This is a genomic window from Paraburkholderia aspalathi, assembly GCF_900116445.1.
In the GTDB taxonomy this organism is placed as follows: Bacteria; Pseudomonadota; Gammaproteobacteria; order Burkholderiales; family Burkholderiaceae; genus Paraburkholderia; species Paraburkholderia aspalathi.
The window spans coordinates 68,777-83,039 of record NZ_FPBH01000024.1 but is presented as its reverse complement, the minus strand read 5'-3'; the positions used below and the strand labels follow the sequence as shown (position 1 = coordinate 83,039).

General features: G+C 59.2%; 14 protein-coding genes and 1 pseudogene. 5 read left to right on the top strand and 10 right to left on the bottom strand.

What is annotated here, in order from left to right; all coding sequences use genetic code 11:
* Nucleotides 1-68 precede the first annotated feature (68 nt).
* The 8 genes and pseudogenes from BM438_RS30410 to BM438_RS30375 all read right to left on the bottom strand — a co-directional run bounded on the left by BM438_RS30410 (nucleotide 69) and on the right by BM438_RS30375 (nucleotide 4,656).
* Complete coding sequence (locus BM438_RS30410) at nucleotides 69-545, bottom strand: RES family NAD+ phosphorylase (protein ID WP_093642332.1); 477 nt, start codon at nucleotides 543-545, stop codon at nucleotides 69-71.
* The gene (gene parS / locus BM438_RS30405; protein ID WP_007731380.1) at nucleotides 545-985 is read right to left on the bottom strand and encodes a type II RES/Xre toxin-antitoxin system antitoxin; all 441 of its coding nucleotides are present in this window, start codon (nucleotides 983-985) and stop codon (nucleotides 545-547) included. Before parS ends, BM438_RS30410 begins: the two co-directional genes overlap by 1 nt.
* A 119-nt stretch (nucleotides 986-1,104) precedes the next feature.
* Entirely contained in the window at nucleotides 1,105-1,308 is a 204-nt protein-coding gene (locus BM438_RS45900) for a hypothetical protein (RefSeq protein ID WP_093642330.1), read from the bottom strand.
* Nucleotides 1,309-1,459: 151 nt separating this feature from the next.
* Complete coding sequence (locus tag BM438_RS30395; protein ID WP_093642327.1) at nucleotides 1,460-1,951, bottom strand: GNAT family N-acetyltransferase; 492 nt, start codon at nucleotides 1,949-1,951, stop codon at nucleotides 1,460-1,462.
* Nucleotides 1,948-2,238, bottom strand: coding sequence for a type II toxin-antitoxin system TacA family antitoxin (locus tag BM438_RS30390; protein ID WP_093642324.1), 291 nt, complete (start codon nucleotides 2,236-2,238; stop codon nucleotides 1,948-1,950). Before BM438_RS30390 ends, BM438_RS30395 begins: the two co-directional genes overlap by 4 nt.
* A 76-nt stretch (nucleotides 2,239-2,314) precedes the next feature.
* Nucleotides 2,315-2,662 (bottom strand): annotated as a pseudogene (locus BM438_RS30385) (DUF1016 N-terminal domain-containing protein); the annotation flags it as partial.
* Between the two features lie 126 nt (nucleotides 2,663-2,788).
* Nucleotides 2,789-3,055, bottom strand: a complete 267-nt coding sequence (locus BM438_RS30380; RefSeq protein ID WP_093642321.1) for an HU family DNA-binding protein — start codon at nucleotides 3,053-3,055, stop codon at nucleotides 2,789-2,791.
* A 194-nt stretch (nucleotides 3,056-3,249) separates the two neighbouring features.
* Entirely contained in the window at nucleotides 3,250-4,656 is a 1,407-nt protein-coding gene (locus BM438_RS30375; protein ID WP_093642318.1) for a replication initiation protein, read from the bottom strand.
* Between the two features lie 1,065 nt (nucleotides 4,657-5,721).
* Between BM438_RS30375 and BM438_RS30370 the strand changes: the two genes are divergently transcribed.
* Both BM438_RS30370 and BM438_RS30365 read left to right on the top strand, forming a co-directional pair.
* On the top strand, nucleotides 5,722-6,933 hold the full coding sequence (locus tag BM438_RS30370; RefSeq protein WP_167378489.1) for a ParA family protein: 1,212 nt from the start codon (nucleotides 5,722-5,724) through the stop codon (nucleotides 6,931-6,933).
* Nucleotides 6,930-7,907 (top strand): ParB/RepB/Spo0J family partition protein, encoded by a 978-nt coding sequence (locus BM438_RS30365; protein ID WP_093642315.1) that lies wholly within the window; start codon nucleotides 6,930-6,932, stop codon nucleotides 7,905-7,907. Before BM438_RS30370 ends, BM438_RS30365 begins: the two co-directional genes overlap by 4 nt.
* A gap of 1,300 nt (nucleotides 7,908-9,207) precedes the next feature.
* Here the strand turns inward: BM438_RS30365 and BM438_RS30355 are convergent.
* Nucleotides 9,208-9,822, bottom strand: coding sequence for a hypothetical protein (locus BM438_RS30355; RefSeq protein ID WP_167378488.1), 615 nt, complete (start codon nucleotides 9,820-9,822; stop codon nucleotides 9,208-9,210).
* Nucleotides 9,823-9,954: 132 nt separating this feature from the next.
* A complete protein-coding gene (locus BM438_RS30350) occupies nucleotides 9,955-10,203 on the bottom strand; it encodes a hypothetical protein (protein WP_093642305.1) in 249 nt (82 codons plus the stop codon).
* Nucleotides 10,204-10,964: 761 nt separating this feature from the next.
* On the opposite strand from BM438_RS30350, the gene BM438_RS30345 reads away from it, so the two are divergent.
* The 3 genes from BM438_RS30345 (at nucleotide 10,965) to BM438_RS30330 (ending at nucleotide 14,048) form a co-directional block, all read left to right on the top strand.
* A complete protein-coding gene (locus tag BM438_RS30345) occupies nucleotides 10,965-11,195 on the top strand; it encodes a CppA family protein (protein WP_093642302.1) in 231 nt (76 codons plus the stop codon).
* 929 nt (nucleotides 11,196-12,124) lie between these two features.
* Nucleotides 12,125-13,174, top strand: a complete 1,050-nt coding sequence (locus BM438_RS45005; RefSeq protein ID WP_143131780.1) for a helix-turn-helix domain-containing protein — start codon at nucleotides 12,125-12,127, stop codon at nucleotides 13,172-13,174.
* A 553-nt stretch (nucleotides 13,175-13,727) separates the two neighbouring features.
* Complete coding sequence (locus BM438_RS30330; protein WP_093642293.1) at nucleotides 13,728-14,048, top strand: integration host factor subunit alpha; 321 nt, start codon at nucleotides 13,728-13,730, stop codon at nucleotides 14,046-14,048.
* The last annotated feature ends 215 nt before the right edge of the window (nucleotides 14,049-14,263 follow it).

The following is a 14,263-nucleotide window of genomic DNA, read 5'->3' as shown; positions in this document are numbered from 1 at the left end:
GAAGCATGGCCGGCGGGTTGGTTGATCACACGCCATCGTCCGCTTGCCACTGCCACACGAAATGCTCGTCACGATCCCTTCGCAGCAGCGCGCCGCAATAACCGAGGGTCGGTCAACCACTCATCACGCGCTCCAACCAGAACGAGCGCGAAGTCCGGATGATTGGGATTGAGCAAATAATTGGATTCTGCAGGAACGACCGCACTGGGAACAGCCAGCACGGCGCTGGTTCGCTTCCGCTCCCACGCCGATCCAAGTTGCTGCAGTTCGGCCCGCGCTGAAATGTCCCGCCAGTCGCGGGGCAAACTGGCGGGATCGATACGTTCGACGATTTTCTCCGGGATACTGGCCGGAATCATCACATAGCGGGCGCGCAGCGGTGAATCCTGGACCAACATCTCGAGCAGCGCGAGCGATTGCGTCTGCGCCGTATACACCATCGCGACGCCTTTGGGGTTCCACCGGCCACCGTACAATCGCGCTCCTTCCCCAGAAAAAGCAGTATCCGCATATTGTTCAGTCACCACCCGCCATGCCGTGAACATCACGCAAACACGCCATGCTCGATGCGTCCTAGCGTATCCATCACGCTATCGGTGCCAATGTCGGTATCGACAAGACTCAGCGGCGTGGCGTCTTCCAGGGCAGCAACCGGCATCTTAAGCCAGGCGAGTGCCAGGTCGAGATCATCAAACACCTCGGCAGCGCGCGCGGCGACACGCGCGAGTCGCAGCAGCTTGGCCGACTCCTCACGGCTCAACACCCCTTCCCGCTTGCGACGCGCCAAAGTACGCTCCGGGATATCGAGCGCCTGCGCCAGTTCAGCTTGCGAAAGTCCGATGGATTTGAGCATCGCGTCCAGCGCCCGCGACGAAATGCCGTGGCGGACGACCTCCACCCATTCAAGGCCGGATCGGGGAGAACGCGGAAATACCGACCGCCCTCCCAGTAATGAATCGGCTGATACCTTCTCGATGACGTTCATTCGTTTCACCTCCTGCCATTTGGCATCTATTTTATACCAAAATGGCAGAAAAAGTAGTTGCAGCCAAGGCATTGCCGGCGCAGGCCGGACTGTCGGGTACTTTCAGCGAAAGATCGCGCCTAATACCCTTGGGAGGAGATCGACGACACGCCCAGGCACCGCTCCGACGAAAAGGTGCGCTCGTATGCCAGGAATCCGGAGACCTTGGCGTATGGGAGCGGAGGAAGGCTGAGGCGGGCGATGCACAACGAGCGGTAGCGGCCGGTCTCGACCAGCCTGGCAACGTAGCCTTCCAGTTGCTGACCCAAGTCTGCACTGGTCATTGTGCCCTCCTCACAAATTTCCACAACCGGTCCTGATTAGGGTTATCAAGCGGCCGTGCGCAGCGAGCGAACCCGCGCAGGGTCGCAAAATCGGTACGCGTCAAGGTACGCTGTGATGGCTGCGTGAGCAGCTGGAAACTGCTCGCCATCGTTAGAGCGCCGCCTGCAGATCGGTCAGCGTGACCATCAGCATCATCGGATCGATTGGCGAAGGCTCAAACCCGATCCGTTCGTAAAAGGTCTGTGCTTCCGTTGACAGCGCATGCACGATCAGACCACGTATGCCGATGGCATCGGCCGCCTGCAGGACGCGCTGACCGGCATCGCGCATCAGGGCCCGGCCGACTCCCCTGCCCTGCAGCGACCGGTCCACCGCGAGGCGGCCCAGCACCACAACGGGAATGGGGTCAGGCATATTGCGGCGAAAGCGGCCCGGCGCCGCATCCACGGCCACGGCACCCGACGCGAGCGCGTAGTACGCCAGCACCCTCTGCCCGTCACAGGCAACGAAGGTGCGAGACGCCCCACCCGCCTGATTTTTCAGGGCGCGGCGCCTGAGCCACTGGTCGAGACTGTCGCCCCCCGAGGCGAACGCCTCGAGGTTATGCTGAGCGTTGAGCGGCTCGGGCGCGCGCACCGTCATGCGGCGTCCCAGGGTGCCGGTGTCTGCATCGTTTTGCGCAGCCGCTCATTGGGACGGGGCGGCAAATCGAGCCGCGCCAGAAACGCCGCATAGGCCTCGGGGCTGGCCGTCATCACCACTTGGTCAAGCAGGGTCTCTTCGGCCGCCGCGCGCGCGGCCTCGAGAATGAAATCAGTGCGGTTCTTGCCGCGCGTCCGGGCGGCCCGGTCAATCAGGCCGCGCTCCTCGGGGCGGATCCGGATGTTCAGCGTTTCGCGTTTTGGCGCCGCGGGGTGGGCAGTGGTCATGGCAGGCCTCCGTCGAAAGTCCTAGCATAGCAAAACGCAATGACGTTGTCATTACACCGCCATGTGAACCCGGATGCAAACAGTCAGTCAGATGACAGATCAGGCCGTCTTCGAGGTCGGATTCCGAGTGCTCGTCCTTCAGGTCCAGAAACTCCAGCACGAACGGATCCCGAATGGCCTGTTCAGGCGTAGGAGCGTCGTCAGCATCGGGCTGCCCTGCCTTTCGCAGCATCGCCGCCTTGTTGTGCGAGAGGGCGACGCGCTCGTAGAACTGACTGCCGATCTCCCTGTCAAGCTGCCGCACTGACCAGCCGCAGCGCAGCGCTTCGGCTTCGTAGAAGCTGCGGGCCGCGGGATTCCTGAGCGACAGCAGGCGCACATAGGCCGACCAAGGCAAGGGAAACGCCTGTGCGACGGCGGCCAATTTCCCAATAGGTTGCCGTCATCAACGCGTTGATATCGCGGGCCGTCGCTTCGCGCGTGGACTCCACCACGTCAGCAATTTCGCGTTGTAGGCCCGCATAAACGGCTGCCGCGATGTCGGACTTCGTCATGACGCGTTCACCGCCTCCCTGAACACCTTGCCGGCCGTGAACTTGGCCGTCTTCGCAGCTGGAAGCTGTATTGCTTTGCCGGTTGCCGGGCTACGGCCCACGCGTGGGGGGCGCTCACCACTCGAGAATGAACCGAATCCGATAAGTTGCACGGTTTCGCGCCCTGCCACCGCCGTGGTCACCGCGTCGATCGCCTCGCCGGTAGCCATCGCGCTTCCACACTTCGCGGCGGCGACCGTATCAACCAGTTCCTGCTTATTCATCGTCTATCCCTGTCGAGCGTTCATGAGACCGTTCGTGCGAACCGCGGCCGCCGGTAACGCCACCCTTCGCTCGTCGGCGCATCCGCGCAAACCTGACCGCATCCTTTGACTCCAGATATTCCTAGGGCCGCCGGTGATTCAAAAAGGTAGCGACAGCGATCTGCTTGGAAACGCGCAGGTGCTCATGCGGACACTCACGCCGATGCGCGAGACGAATTCATGCGCCCGAATACGAATTGCCCCAAGTACCAAACCAGTTCCGTATTCGCGACGATGTCCTCCTCCGCTACAGTTGCGGCCTCGAGCTTCATACGACGCAGCATGAGCTTGCCCTCCCTCGACGCAACCCATGCGCGGACCAGTTCTTTGCGGGTTTTAGCGTCCGCCGCGTTGAAGTGTTCGCGGCCCTTACGCGACTCCTCGTTCATGCGTGCACGGACTTCTTCTTCGCGCGAAGCGATGCTGCGTGCGACCGAACTCTGGATCTCGGTTTTTACGACATCCGCTTCAGTCTCTTCGGTAAGTAGCTTCGCCTGAACCTCGACCATCTTCCGCTCGGCTTCAGACATCTTCCAGTTATCGCGTAGGGCTCGCATCAGGTAGCCGGCGGGACTCCTTTTTATCTGTCCACGATTGAGCTTGAATCGCGTGTATTCGACAGCCTGCTGGATGTGCGCATCGGTCCAGACTTCGCGGTTCTCGGAAATCTCGCTGAACTGCGTGGTAGACAGGTTGAATTCTTCTTTGAGAATTTTGTACAGGTGGCTGGCGTCAGCCAAGCTGGCCAGCGCAGCGTCGGCCGTATCCTTGCGCTTGAGCAGGAACCTTATGCGGTCGATTTTCTTCGACGTGCTGGACTCGGTCCTGGTCTCATAGGACAGCTCGATGTCCGACACCTCATTGATTTCACGCACAGCCGGTTCTAGCCAGTCACGCTTGAAGTATTTGAAGATGGCGGCGTTCGCTCCCATTCTGCCGGGCCAGTTTCGCATGTCTTCCAGCGGTATCCATTCCGTTCTGCCATTTGGGACACTGGGAAGGACCTGGTCATAGATCGCGCGCGCTAGGCTGCGTGTAAAAGCCGTCGATATACGCAGGCTCAACCAGTGGGATTTTTTTGGGTCCCGGATTTGCGGGACTAGGCGAGGGTGCACGTCGAATCGAATGCGCCCCCTGTGGAAGCCGACCATGCCCATCAACTGGACCGATACCCACAGATCGTTTTCGTTGGGGTCCCGATCGATTGGTGTATCGGTAACCTGGATTTTCGCGTCCTGAGCTTCTTCCGCGATAGTGCGCAAGTGCTTGAGATTGCGGCTGTCATAGCGCATCAACCACTTGAAGTAGTTCAGTTCAACGTCGTACTGGTCCCGTGCTTCCTGCTCCTGGGCGACAATGAAATACGCGGCGTCAAGAAAGCGCCGCGCCGGCAACCCCATGTTGACGACTTGAGTGAAGAAGTTGTTGCGCTGGTATCCGATTTCACGATTGGCCTCGCTGATGGGCAAACCCAAGTCGAACATGTCCTCGAACAGCGCGAGCGCCATCTGTCGCGGTGTCGCTTTCGACTTGCCTTCTTCCGGATTGTCCTCCGCCGCCATATTCTCATCCGTTCTTCATTTTCGCTTTCGGGAATGTAGCATTCGTGGGTGAGCTGTCAACACATACAACCTCACCATCAGCCGGTCGCACTGGCTGTCTGCGGCCTACGCTCTTCCGCCGTGCACAATGAACCTCACCGCAGCACACAATCAACCTCACCACGATGAACCCGTATCTCCCGTCAAACCCTTATCCCGTGTGATTGGAATTAGCTCCTGCGCCGCTATGCACAGCCAACCTCACCGTGGTACGCGCCAGCGAATCCCGCACATCTGACCTCACCTTCGTGTGGAACCGGCCTCACCTTGCCCACACAACGAAACTCACCTTGGTGCACATCTGACCTCACCTTTGACACAACGGACCTCACCTTTTGGAGGTTAAGACTTTGAAATTAAACAAAGTCACGTGCCTCTGTTGGTTTGTTGGATTGTTTGATTTTTAAAAAAACAAACCAACCGGTTACCAGGAAGCAACTTGGCGAGCCGCCCTGATGGTGAGGTTGATTGTGCGGAGCAGCAGTTTCGGTCCAGCTCCTGCTCCGTTTCAACAGAAACACGTTTTCGATTCGTAAAGCACCCGATTGAAAGTGAGGTTCATTGTGCAGGCGTGTGCACAGACACCGGTATAAAAACCTCCGCGCGTGCGAGGCCGTGAAAATCAGAGAGGAAGGTGAGGTCAATTGTGCTGGGTGAGACAACTCGAAGCGCGCCGATATGTTCGCAGCACAATGAACCTCACCATGTGCCGTATTTTTGTGCAAAGGTCGATGTGCGCGACGATACTGTTTTCAGAATTAGCACAAGCGACCTCACCTTGAACGACCATCTGGCGACCGGCGCGCGAACTACAGTGCCTATCGGCGACAATTCTGCCGAATGGCAGCGGTCTGGAAGAGCAGGAAGTGTCTCTTCTATGCTTGTCGGCCGCACTCCAGTCGACCAGAAATGCGCAATGACGCGTGGTTTTTCAGAAAGTCTTCATAAAAAACAGCCGTTTATAGAGCTATTTTCATGTGTTTCCTGTATTCTGAGGTTCATCGAAATTTACGGATAAACCTCAGAATGGTGAAAACGAGCCAACTTCCTGCCGTAGACCGAACGGTTCCTCTTGAGCAGATTAGCCAGTTCGCTGAAAAGGTCTCAATTTTCACGGATGAGCTGCGTAACACCATTCTTGCACCCCGACCGCGAAAAGCTGCTCCTGTTTTCAAAACAGGGGAAATTGCTGAGATGTGCAACATCTCTCATTCCCAGGTCCAATACCTCGCAACCAAGAGCGACGGAGAGTTGCCGCCAGGCACCGCTGCCGGTACCGGGCGGACCCGCACATTCACTCTGGAGGAAGCGCGCCTTTGGGTCCAGAAAGTCTCCGACATCTATCAGACTCCACTCGTTACGGGAACACGTGAACCGGAAGGGAAAATCGTCATAACGGCCCAATTGAAGGGCGGCTCGGCAAAGACAACCACAACTATGTGTCTCGCACAAGGACTGACGTTGCGCGGGCGCAAGGTGCTTGTCATCGACCTTGACCCTCAGGCCTCGCTTTCCGAACTATGCGGCTTGTACGCGGAAAAGGATGTGACGCCGGATGACACCGTGTTGCCGTATATCTACGACCAGGACGTCGAGGGTGGCCTAGAAACAAGGGTCCAGTCGACTTACTGGGATGGGCTTGACGTGATTCCGGCTCACACCGAATTGATTGGTGCGGAGTTCCATTTGCCGGCGATGCAGAAGATGAGGCCCGGCTTCCGGTTCTGGACGGTGCTTCGGCAAGGTCTCGAGCCACTACGCAGGCGCTACGACTACATCCTCATGGACACGTCGCCTTCGTTGTCGTACCTCAACCTGAATGCACTGCTGGCGGCGGATGCCATGGTCATGCCGATGGTTCCCGAAAATCTGGACTTCATCAGCTCGCTTTCGTTCTGGCGACTGTTTTCAGATGTATCCAAGAGTTTCATCAAGTACGAGCAGGACAAGAAATACGACTTTATTTCGCTGATGCTTTCGAGGGTCGATTACGGGCGCACGTCGTCCGCACCTATCGTGCGTGCATGGGCACAGAGCGCATACGAGAGCTGGCTGCATTCGATTGAAGTGCCGGCCAGTTCGGTGATGAGCACAGGAGCGTTGGCATTTTCAACGGTATTCGACGTAAGCAGTACCCATAGTGCAGCTAAGTCGTTGCAGCGTGTACGACAGCCCCTTGTCGATTACTGCCGTTGGGTGGACGAAATCTATGCAGAAAAATGGAGGAACGCGCAATGAGCAACATGCGAGAGCAGCTGCTGGCCAAGACGTCCGGTATCCGGACGACCTCATCTATCAAGGAAGATGAGGTCAAGCGTAGCAACCGAACGCAGACGGCGCCTGGCCTCGCGGGTGCGCTTGCGGTAGCGCAACTACGTGTCCAAGAGCTGGAGTCCACTGGCGCCGCGTCGCAATTGTCTGTGTCCGACATCGTACCGAACCCTTGGCAGCCGCGGAGAGTATTCAACGAGGCGAAGCTGTCGGAGCTGGCCGAGTCCATTCGTGAAGTCGGGCTTATGCAGCCCATCGTGGTCCGCCGCGCCGACGATAACTATCAGATTGTGGCGGGCGAACGTCGGTGGCGCGCACATAAGATGGTGGGACTCGAAGCCATCAAGGCTGTCGTTGTGGAGTGCTCCGACGAAGACATGGCTGTGCTAGCCCTCGTGGAAAATGTTAGTCGTGACGACTTGTCCGACTATGAAGTTGCCATGTCCATGAGGCAGACGGAGAAGGAGTTCCCTGACCGTAAGCGGATGGCCGAGGCACTGGGTATGTCCCGCAGCGGGCTCTACCAGTTCCTCTCGTTTGAAAATCTACCGGACTTCATCAGGAAGGACCTCGACATTCAGCCGCGGTTGCTTGGCGGGACTGCTGCCCAAGCGATTGTTGCGGCCATCAAGAAACACGGCGAAGACGGTGTGAACGCAGCAATGGAACTCTGGCCGCTCGTGGTGAAGGGCGACATGGACCAGGGGAAGGTGGCAGCGGCGATTAAGGCGTTGGCAACTCGTCGAACGACGACGACGAATTCAGCAAGCGAGCGGAGCATCGACAAGTTTTTCTCTGGCAAGGAACACGCGGGCTCCATTACCAAGGACATCAGCGGTATCACGGTGAAAATTAAGGCCGGCGTGCTCACGGACGCGCAGGAGACGCAGATTCGGGAGCTTATCAGCCAGATGTTCCACGCTCAGCCGAAAGCAAACTGAGGAACGCTTCAACGTTAACTAAGCCCGCCTTGCGCGGGCTTTTTTTCGTCCAGCCGCTCTGAAAGTGTCTAGAGTCTAGACACACCGCCGGCTGCGTTGCTGTCCGGGCCAGAGCATGCGTGTCTAGACTCTAGACACGAGATTAGGTAGCGGTGAGCGGACACCATGGGGCTACGCGAGGATCAATGAAGGGCTGCGGCCCCCTCGGCGTGTCTAGAGCCTAGACACGCACGAGGACAGCTGTCGGTTCCGAGCTGCGCGGTCTGCATCTCAGCAATTCACGGTTCCCGTAAGCGGCGATGGTTGCGGACGAGGCTTGAGCATGTCTAGACTCTAGACGCGCCACTTCAATGGCAACAGCTATACAGGAGCTAGGCTGCTATTGAGAAGCTAGGCACGAGAGTCAGCAAATCAGCGCCGGCGCAGTAGCCTGATCAAGTTGAATGCGAAAAGCGTGCGGCCCTAGGAGCCCTTCGTGGTAGACCCAAACTTGCGACAAGCATTCATCCGCGGCGGGCAAGTAAGCGTACCTGTTCATCATACATTCGTCCTGAAAGTTGCTGATTGTTGAGCAAAACTCGCTCTCGCAACCGGCTTCGGATTCGAGAAGATGCCTGACGAGCATCCACCGCGACATTCACTTGCGGTGCTCTGGTACCCTTTGAAGGACAAAGCCCCGCCCCCGCAGCAACCCCTACGATCGCGACGAATCAGACTACAGTGGTCAGCAATGTTCGAATGTGGGCACGGCCATCTCCTTGATGTTGTTTCAGCTCGTGGTATTTCCTCTTGCAACTGTGTCCATACCTTTGTGGATCAAGCAGGCATGTCCGTATAGCGACGTGTCTATATTTCTGCGTGCTCAAGTAGCGCCGCACTAGAACTTCCCTCCTCCAGTTCGCCGTCGATGCTACCTGACAGCAATTCAGACCGGTCCACACACCGATCACCTCTCTCTCGTAGCACCGACGACTTCAGTCATCAGGCTCGGGCCGGACAGGCGGCTGTCCAATAGGCCGGTCGTCAGCGGCGCAAGGCCTCCGCGGTTTGTAACGCACTGGCCAGTTGCGCAGGCGACAATTTCTCTAGCGTTTGCGGCGAGCGCCGGATCGTGATCGGCGAGGGACGCCGCGTCAATGACAGTTCATGACGGGCTTGAAGCTACGCCGCGCGTTGCGGCGTAGCACGGCAAGCGGCCTTCGTGAAGGTCCTCCGTATCGAAAATGCTCGCTGCGCCGATCATAGCGACGAGGAGACCTTAATTGTGCGGCGCCACCCGGGAGTCGTGGGACGCCGACTGTTACCGTGTCACGCGCGAACGGGCCCGCTGCGTCTCCAGCGCGCGCTTCAGCGGTTCGTCGTCGACGTACTGGCGGAAGGTCCGCAGATCGCTATGGTCCGTGTTTTCGAGCGCCGCAGAGGCGTCCAGGCCGTCGCGGACCGCCTGAGCGAGCCCTTTGGCGTACGTGTGACGCAGCCAGTGCGTGGACGCGCGTTCAAACCGGTCGGCATCGACGAGCCGGGCGTGGGCGCGGACGTAGGCAAACGCCTCACTGCACAGTCCGGTGACCAGTTTCCAAATCGCCGTGCGGCTGCGGATGCCCTTGCGTTCACTGCAGCGGGAGCGTCGCACCGACAACAGCAGCGGCAGGTCTTCGTCCGGCAGCGGCACCGGCGGCAGGCCAAACGCGATTCGGTGGGCCTGCCGCGACAACGCAATCTCGTCACACGGCACCCAGCGGGCCCTGCCGCCCTTCCAGTGGCTGTCGCGCTCAACGCGCAGCAGCCACTGGAAGGGCGGTGCGTCCGGAAACTCACGGCGGAGAGCATGCGGCACCGGTTCGATGCACACATGGCCCATCCGGCACTGCATCACCTCGGTGGTGCGCAGGCCGGTCCGTTCAAACAGGTTCACCGCGAACTGGTCGCGCGCATTCGCCAGGCGCGCCTCGCGGCCGGACTCCGCGCCCGGGCGGGCGGCAATCGCCTCACGCAGGAGCGCCGTGTCGTCCGGTGACAGGAAACGCCCCTGCTTTTCCGGCTCGCGTCAGCCCACCGTCGGCAGCCCGGTGGCCGGATTCAGCTGCAGGTAGCCGACGTCGCGCAGCCCGTCGAATAGCGACGTGACGATTTTCTGGGTCTGGCCCCCGAGCGCTCGGTCAGTGGCCCGAGCAACGGCCGCCAGTCCGCCGCGCCGCACCCCGCGCATGCGGATCGACCACGGCGCTGGCGCCTGCAGGAAGTCGATGTATGCGGAAAACTCATCCAGCCCCCACGCCGAAATCGGTGTATTCACCTTCCGTGCATACCAGAACAGGCGCTCGGCCTCGATGCGGTACTGTGCGAGCGTGGTTGCGGCTAGGCGCTCGCGGCCGTGAGGGCTAGGTCCGGTTCAAAACGGTCAATCGTGCTCATCGAGGTGCTTCGGGACGAACCGGGTTGACGTGAGCAACGCAACTAACGGCCTGCGCGTCGCCCCCACGCGCAGGCCCGCTTGCGCGGGGCCGTAAGGCCTTGCAACGCAGTGGGGGGGGCGTCAAGATTGGGAGCAGTTTAGCGGCGAGCTCGCTCACGGCGCAGCCTCCCCAAGGCCCATGTTGATGCGCAGCTCGTACGCCGACGGCGCCGCGCACAGGAACGATAAAAGCCAGCTGCCGCGCGCGGGTGCGGGACGAACGGCAGCGCCGGTTCGTGCTCGCTGAAAGTGACGTCGATGAGCCCTCCATCCGCAAGGCGGACAACCGAGTGCGCGCAGAGGAGCAACTGCGGCCCGTCGGTGACCAAAGCGAGCCAGCCCCGCACGGCCGGCGTTTCCGGATGCGTGGCCACCCACGCGTCGACCGCATCGTGGCAGTTGGGTCTGGGCGCAACTGCTGGCCGCACGCGCGGAATTTCCCTGCCCATCTAGGCAGCGGGCAGGGCCCCGACGAGCGCCCGCGCAAGCTCGATCCGAATCTGGACGACCTCATCGAACTCGCGCGTCCTTCTCGAAGAGAACGCGCAGGGCGGGCTCGGTCACGGCAAGTTCGTCCAGGATATGACGCAGGGAGATTCCGTTTGTTCGGCACTATCACTATTGCTTCAGTGGACGGCCGCGAGGCCGGCATCGGGCCGGGCCAGCCGTACGTCTCGCAGCTGTGCCGGCAACTCGGGCTGCGGCCGCCGTGGCCGGTCCGGGCGGCGGTCGCCGGTGCCGCCGCACATATCGAGGTCGGCGACCGTCATCTGGTGGCGATCCGGCAGATCCTTGCGCGGCCGCGGGCGGAGACGCGCCGGGCCGCAGGATGACACGAGCGGGGCAGGGGCGGCGGGGCCGTTCTGTCGCCACTGCCTTTGTCTGCTAATTGTTATTGGCACACAGCGTTTTAATCGCGAGAATGGCGTCGGTTGAAGGAAAAGTTGCAGCACCCGGTCGGCCTGCAAGGCTGCTGTTTGTGCCGAATAACTTTTGCTTCTGCGCGTGATGAAGCGAATGTCTGAAATGTCACATGCCCTGGTACTTCCGGGCCGGCATGCCCGTGAAACAGAGGGTTGTTCTACTTCAGTAACCGAAGAAGCAATGGCGGTAAGGCTTTGCGGCCAATTTCGCGCGTTTCCGTTGGGTTGTTTCACGGCTGCGCGCGCTCAATGAGCAGTCAGGTCGTTCAAGTGCGTATTCTGTGCATATGCACACTTATTAACGTGAAAAAACGTAGCGAACGATACGTATTTTGTAGTGGTTGAATCTGTGTGCAGAACCGCATTCACGTCGCTGTCAGACGCGCGCATGTCCGGGTTGTTTTGTACTAAAAGATGATGGTCGGGCAAACCGGAGTACTATCGATGATACCACCACGTTTCTTGCGGGCAGTCAACAACGCACGTCCGCGCGGCGCGCATCGATATGACCGCTTCGGTCCGAAGATCGGGCGCCGACTTACGCTCTTCGGGCGGCTCGCCCTCGATCTGTGGGTTCGCCTCGTATCAGATCCGTTGGCGCCGCTTACGCGACTAGCAAGAGGCAGGCGTGTGGGATCGATTGCACGAGCTACTTTCGAAAAGCCCGGTGAGGTGGCGATCGCGCCGCTCAGTTGGCCCAATGCCAAACTTTTAATGAGCAAGCGCTCATATCTGGTTGCGAGCCGCCTTAGCGTGGCCGCCCCGAATTCGACTCGAATCGTGTATAAATATGGAGACCGCAATGCGACATTACAACCAATCCATTTGCGCGCGCGACGATGGGCAAACAGAAAGACGATATACCTCTTGCACAACGTAGGGCTCTTGCCACCAGACTGCTGTTGAATGGTGAGGGCGTTAGCGAGGTGTCCAGAAAGGCTGGACTGAGTCTTCCGACCGTGAGCAAGTACAAGGACCTGGTTGAAAGGGGAGGACCTGAAGCCCTCGCGCATCTTCGTATTCACGGGAATGTCCCGCGACTGGATGATGCTTCGCAAAGCTGGCTCGTTAGCGCGATCAAGCACTCACCTGGACTTCACGGCTACCCAGGGCCGACCTGGACTATAGGCCAACTGCGCGAATTGATCGCGCGGCGTTTCGGAGTCCAGTTTTCAGCCTCCCACGTTGGCTACCTTGCTCGGAGTTATGGCCTTGCATACCGACTCACCTATTCAATTTCGGAAAAGGCGTCGCCTGCTACGGCTCAGAAATCACATGGCGACGTCTATACCGCACGCCGGAAGATTGCTGCGAAAATGCTGCTGGCCGGGGGCAGTGTCGAGTGCGTCTCGAAAGCGCTCAACATCAGCGTGCGCACCATTACAAAATACAGATCAATGGTAATTGCTGATGGGATTGACGCTGTTGAACAGCTCAAATCATCCGGGCGCAAAGCCACACTTGGCCCGGAAGCCCTTAGGTGGTTACGGGCGGCTTTGGAGGACAGCCCCATGGCTCACGGCTATGAAACCGAACTCTGGAGAAACGGGGATGTTCAAAAGCTGATCAAGGAGAGAGTCGGCATCTACCACTCCAGCGGACATGTGAGAACGCTCGTCGGGAAGCTCGGACTGGAACACAGGATGCGACCACCGAAGCAGCGCACGGAGAAGAAGCGCCTGACGATCAATGATGAAACGCTAGCGTGGATTGCCGCAACAGTTAAGGAGTCGCCGCGAGTGCACGGCGTAGACGCTGATCACTGGACGAACGGCCGTTTGCGCACCGTGCTTCATCGGCGGGTTGGTGTCGATTATTCGCGGGGATATATCTGGGAAATTGCCACCCGTGCCGGTGTGGCAGAGCTGCTTACAAGACGGCGTAACTGACCAGTTCATTCTGGTCCTGGCCGCCTCGTCATGTGTGGTCGTAGCGGCAGCGTGGCGGCGCTGCAATGCGTAGCGAACAGCGTGCAGCTCGTTTACTACGCCGATGGCCGAGACAGCGTCGATCCTGTCGACGCACGCGTCATGGCAAGTGAGCATCCTTCATCGATCATCCGAAAGGCTTCATAACGTTCAGCCGCAGTTTTTACCTTTGTATCGTCCATAGGCCAGTCTCATTTCGCATGCGCAATGCCGATTGATCCCCGGCGGATACATTCGCCATTTACCAGAGCCAAGAACCTTCACTGGCACTTAAGCGGACCCTTTTTCGCGTCCCAGGGGGTAACTTGATGGCTATGACCGCGTGCAACCCGCTTATGCCTGCCGCGATGGCAGGGTCTCTGATCGGGCGCTCCTACGTAAGCGCAGACTGTCCGGCTTCGTCCCGCGTCGCGGTCGATCGTGTGCAACTGCCCGCGCCGGATGAGATAAAATCGATTCCAGTCATTGATGACGATCCCTGAGTTAAAGCGATCAGCTTCTGTATCGACCTGTCATGCGCGAGATCCCGACGTCACATGGTTCTGCACTTACCGGCGAACCGGCAGTCACGAAAAACGAACTTGCCCAACTGGTACATGACCGTGTGGGGTTCAGCGCCCGGGAAGCGAAGGAACTGGTCGAAGCCTTTTTCGAGGTGATGTGCGGCGCGCTGGAAAGCGGCGAAAACGTACGGTTGTCCGGTTTCGGCAAATTTCAGTTACGCGACAAACGACAACGTCCCGGGCGCAACCCGAAAACGGGTGAAATGGTCCTCGTTGCGGCGCGACGCATTGTTACGTTTAGCGCGAGTCAGAGACTCAGGGGACGACCTTAAGTCGATGGCAAACTACGGTGGAGTGGTTGCTGACCTGTGATCCGGTACGATGTGCTGCGCCACGCGATTGCGAGCGGGCGAAGGCGCATCGTGGAATACGAGGATCGCGGGTTGGAAGTTAGAGCATGTCAATGTCCTCGTCTGGATGGTTCATTTGCGCGACGTATCAATGCGGTTTTTGCCGCGATCTGGGCGTACTGATCTGATGGTGCTGC

Coding starts and splice junctions, on each gene's coding strand:
- BM438_RS30330 (WP_093642293.1), top strand. CDS start 13,728: ATGCGCGAGATCCCGACGTCACATGGTTCTGCACTTACCGGCGAACCG.
- BM438_RS30375 (WP_093642318.1), bottom strand. CDS start 4,656: ATGGCGGCGGAGGACAATCCGGAAGAAGGCAAGTCGAAAGCGACACCG.
- BM438_RS45005 (WP_143131780.1), top strand. CDS start 12,125: ATGGGCAAACAGAAAGACGATATACCTCTTGCACAACGTAGGGCTCTT.
- BM438_RS30395 (WP_093642327.1), bottom strand. CDS start 1,951: ATGACGGTGCGCGCGCCCGAGCCGCTCAACGCTCAGCATAACCTCGAG.
- BM438_RS30390 (WP_093642324.1), bottom strand. CDS start 2,238: ATGACCACTGCCCACCCCGCGGCGCCAAAACGCGAAACGCTGAACATC.
- BM438_RS30380 (WP_093642321.1), bottom strand. CDS start 3,055: ATGAATAAGCAGGAACTGGTTGATACGGTCGCCGCCGCGAAGTGTGGA.
- BM438_RS30370 (WP_167378489.1), top strand. CDS start 5,722: ATGGTGAAAACGAGCCAACTTCCTGCCGTAGACCGAACGGTTCCTCTT.
- BM438_RS45900 (WP_093642330.1), bottom strand. CDS start 1,308: ATGACCAGTGCAGACTTGGGTCAGCAACTGGAAGGCTACGTTGCCAGG.
- parS (WP_007731380.1), bottom strand. CDS start 985: ATGAACGTCATCGAGAAGGTATCAGCCGATTCATTACTGGGAGGGCGG.
- BM438_RS30410 (WP_093642332.1), bottom strand. CDS start 545: ATGTTCACGGCATGGCGGGTGGTGACTGAACAATATGCGGATACTGCT.
- BM438_RS30365 (WP_093642315.1), top strand. CDS start 6,930: ATGAGCAACATGCGAGAGCAGCTGCTGGCCAAGACGTCCGGTATCCGG.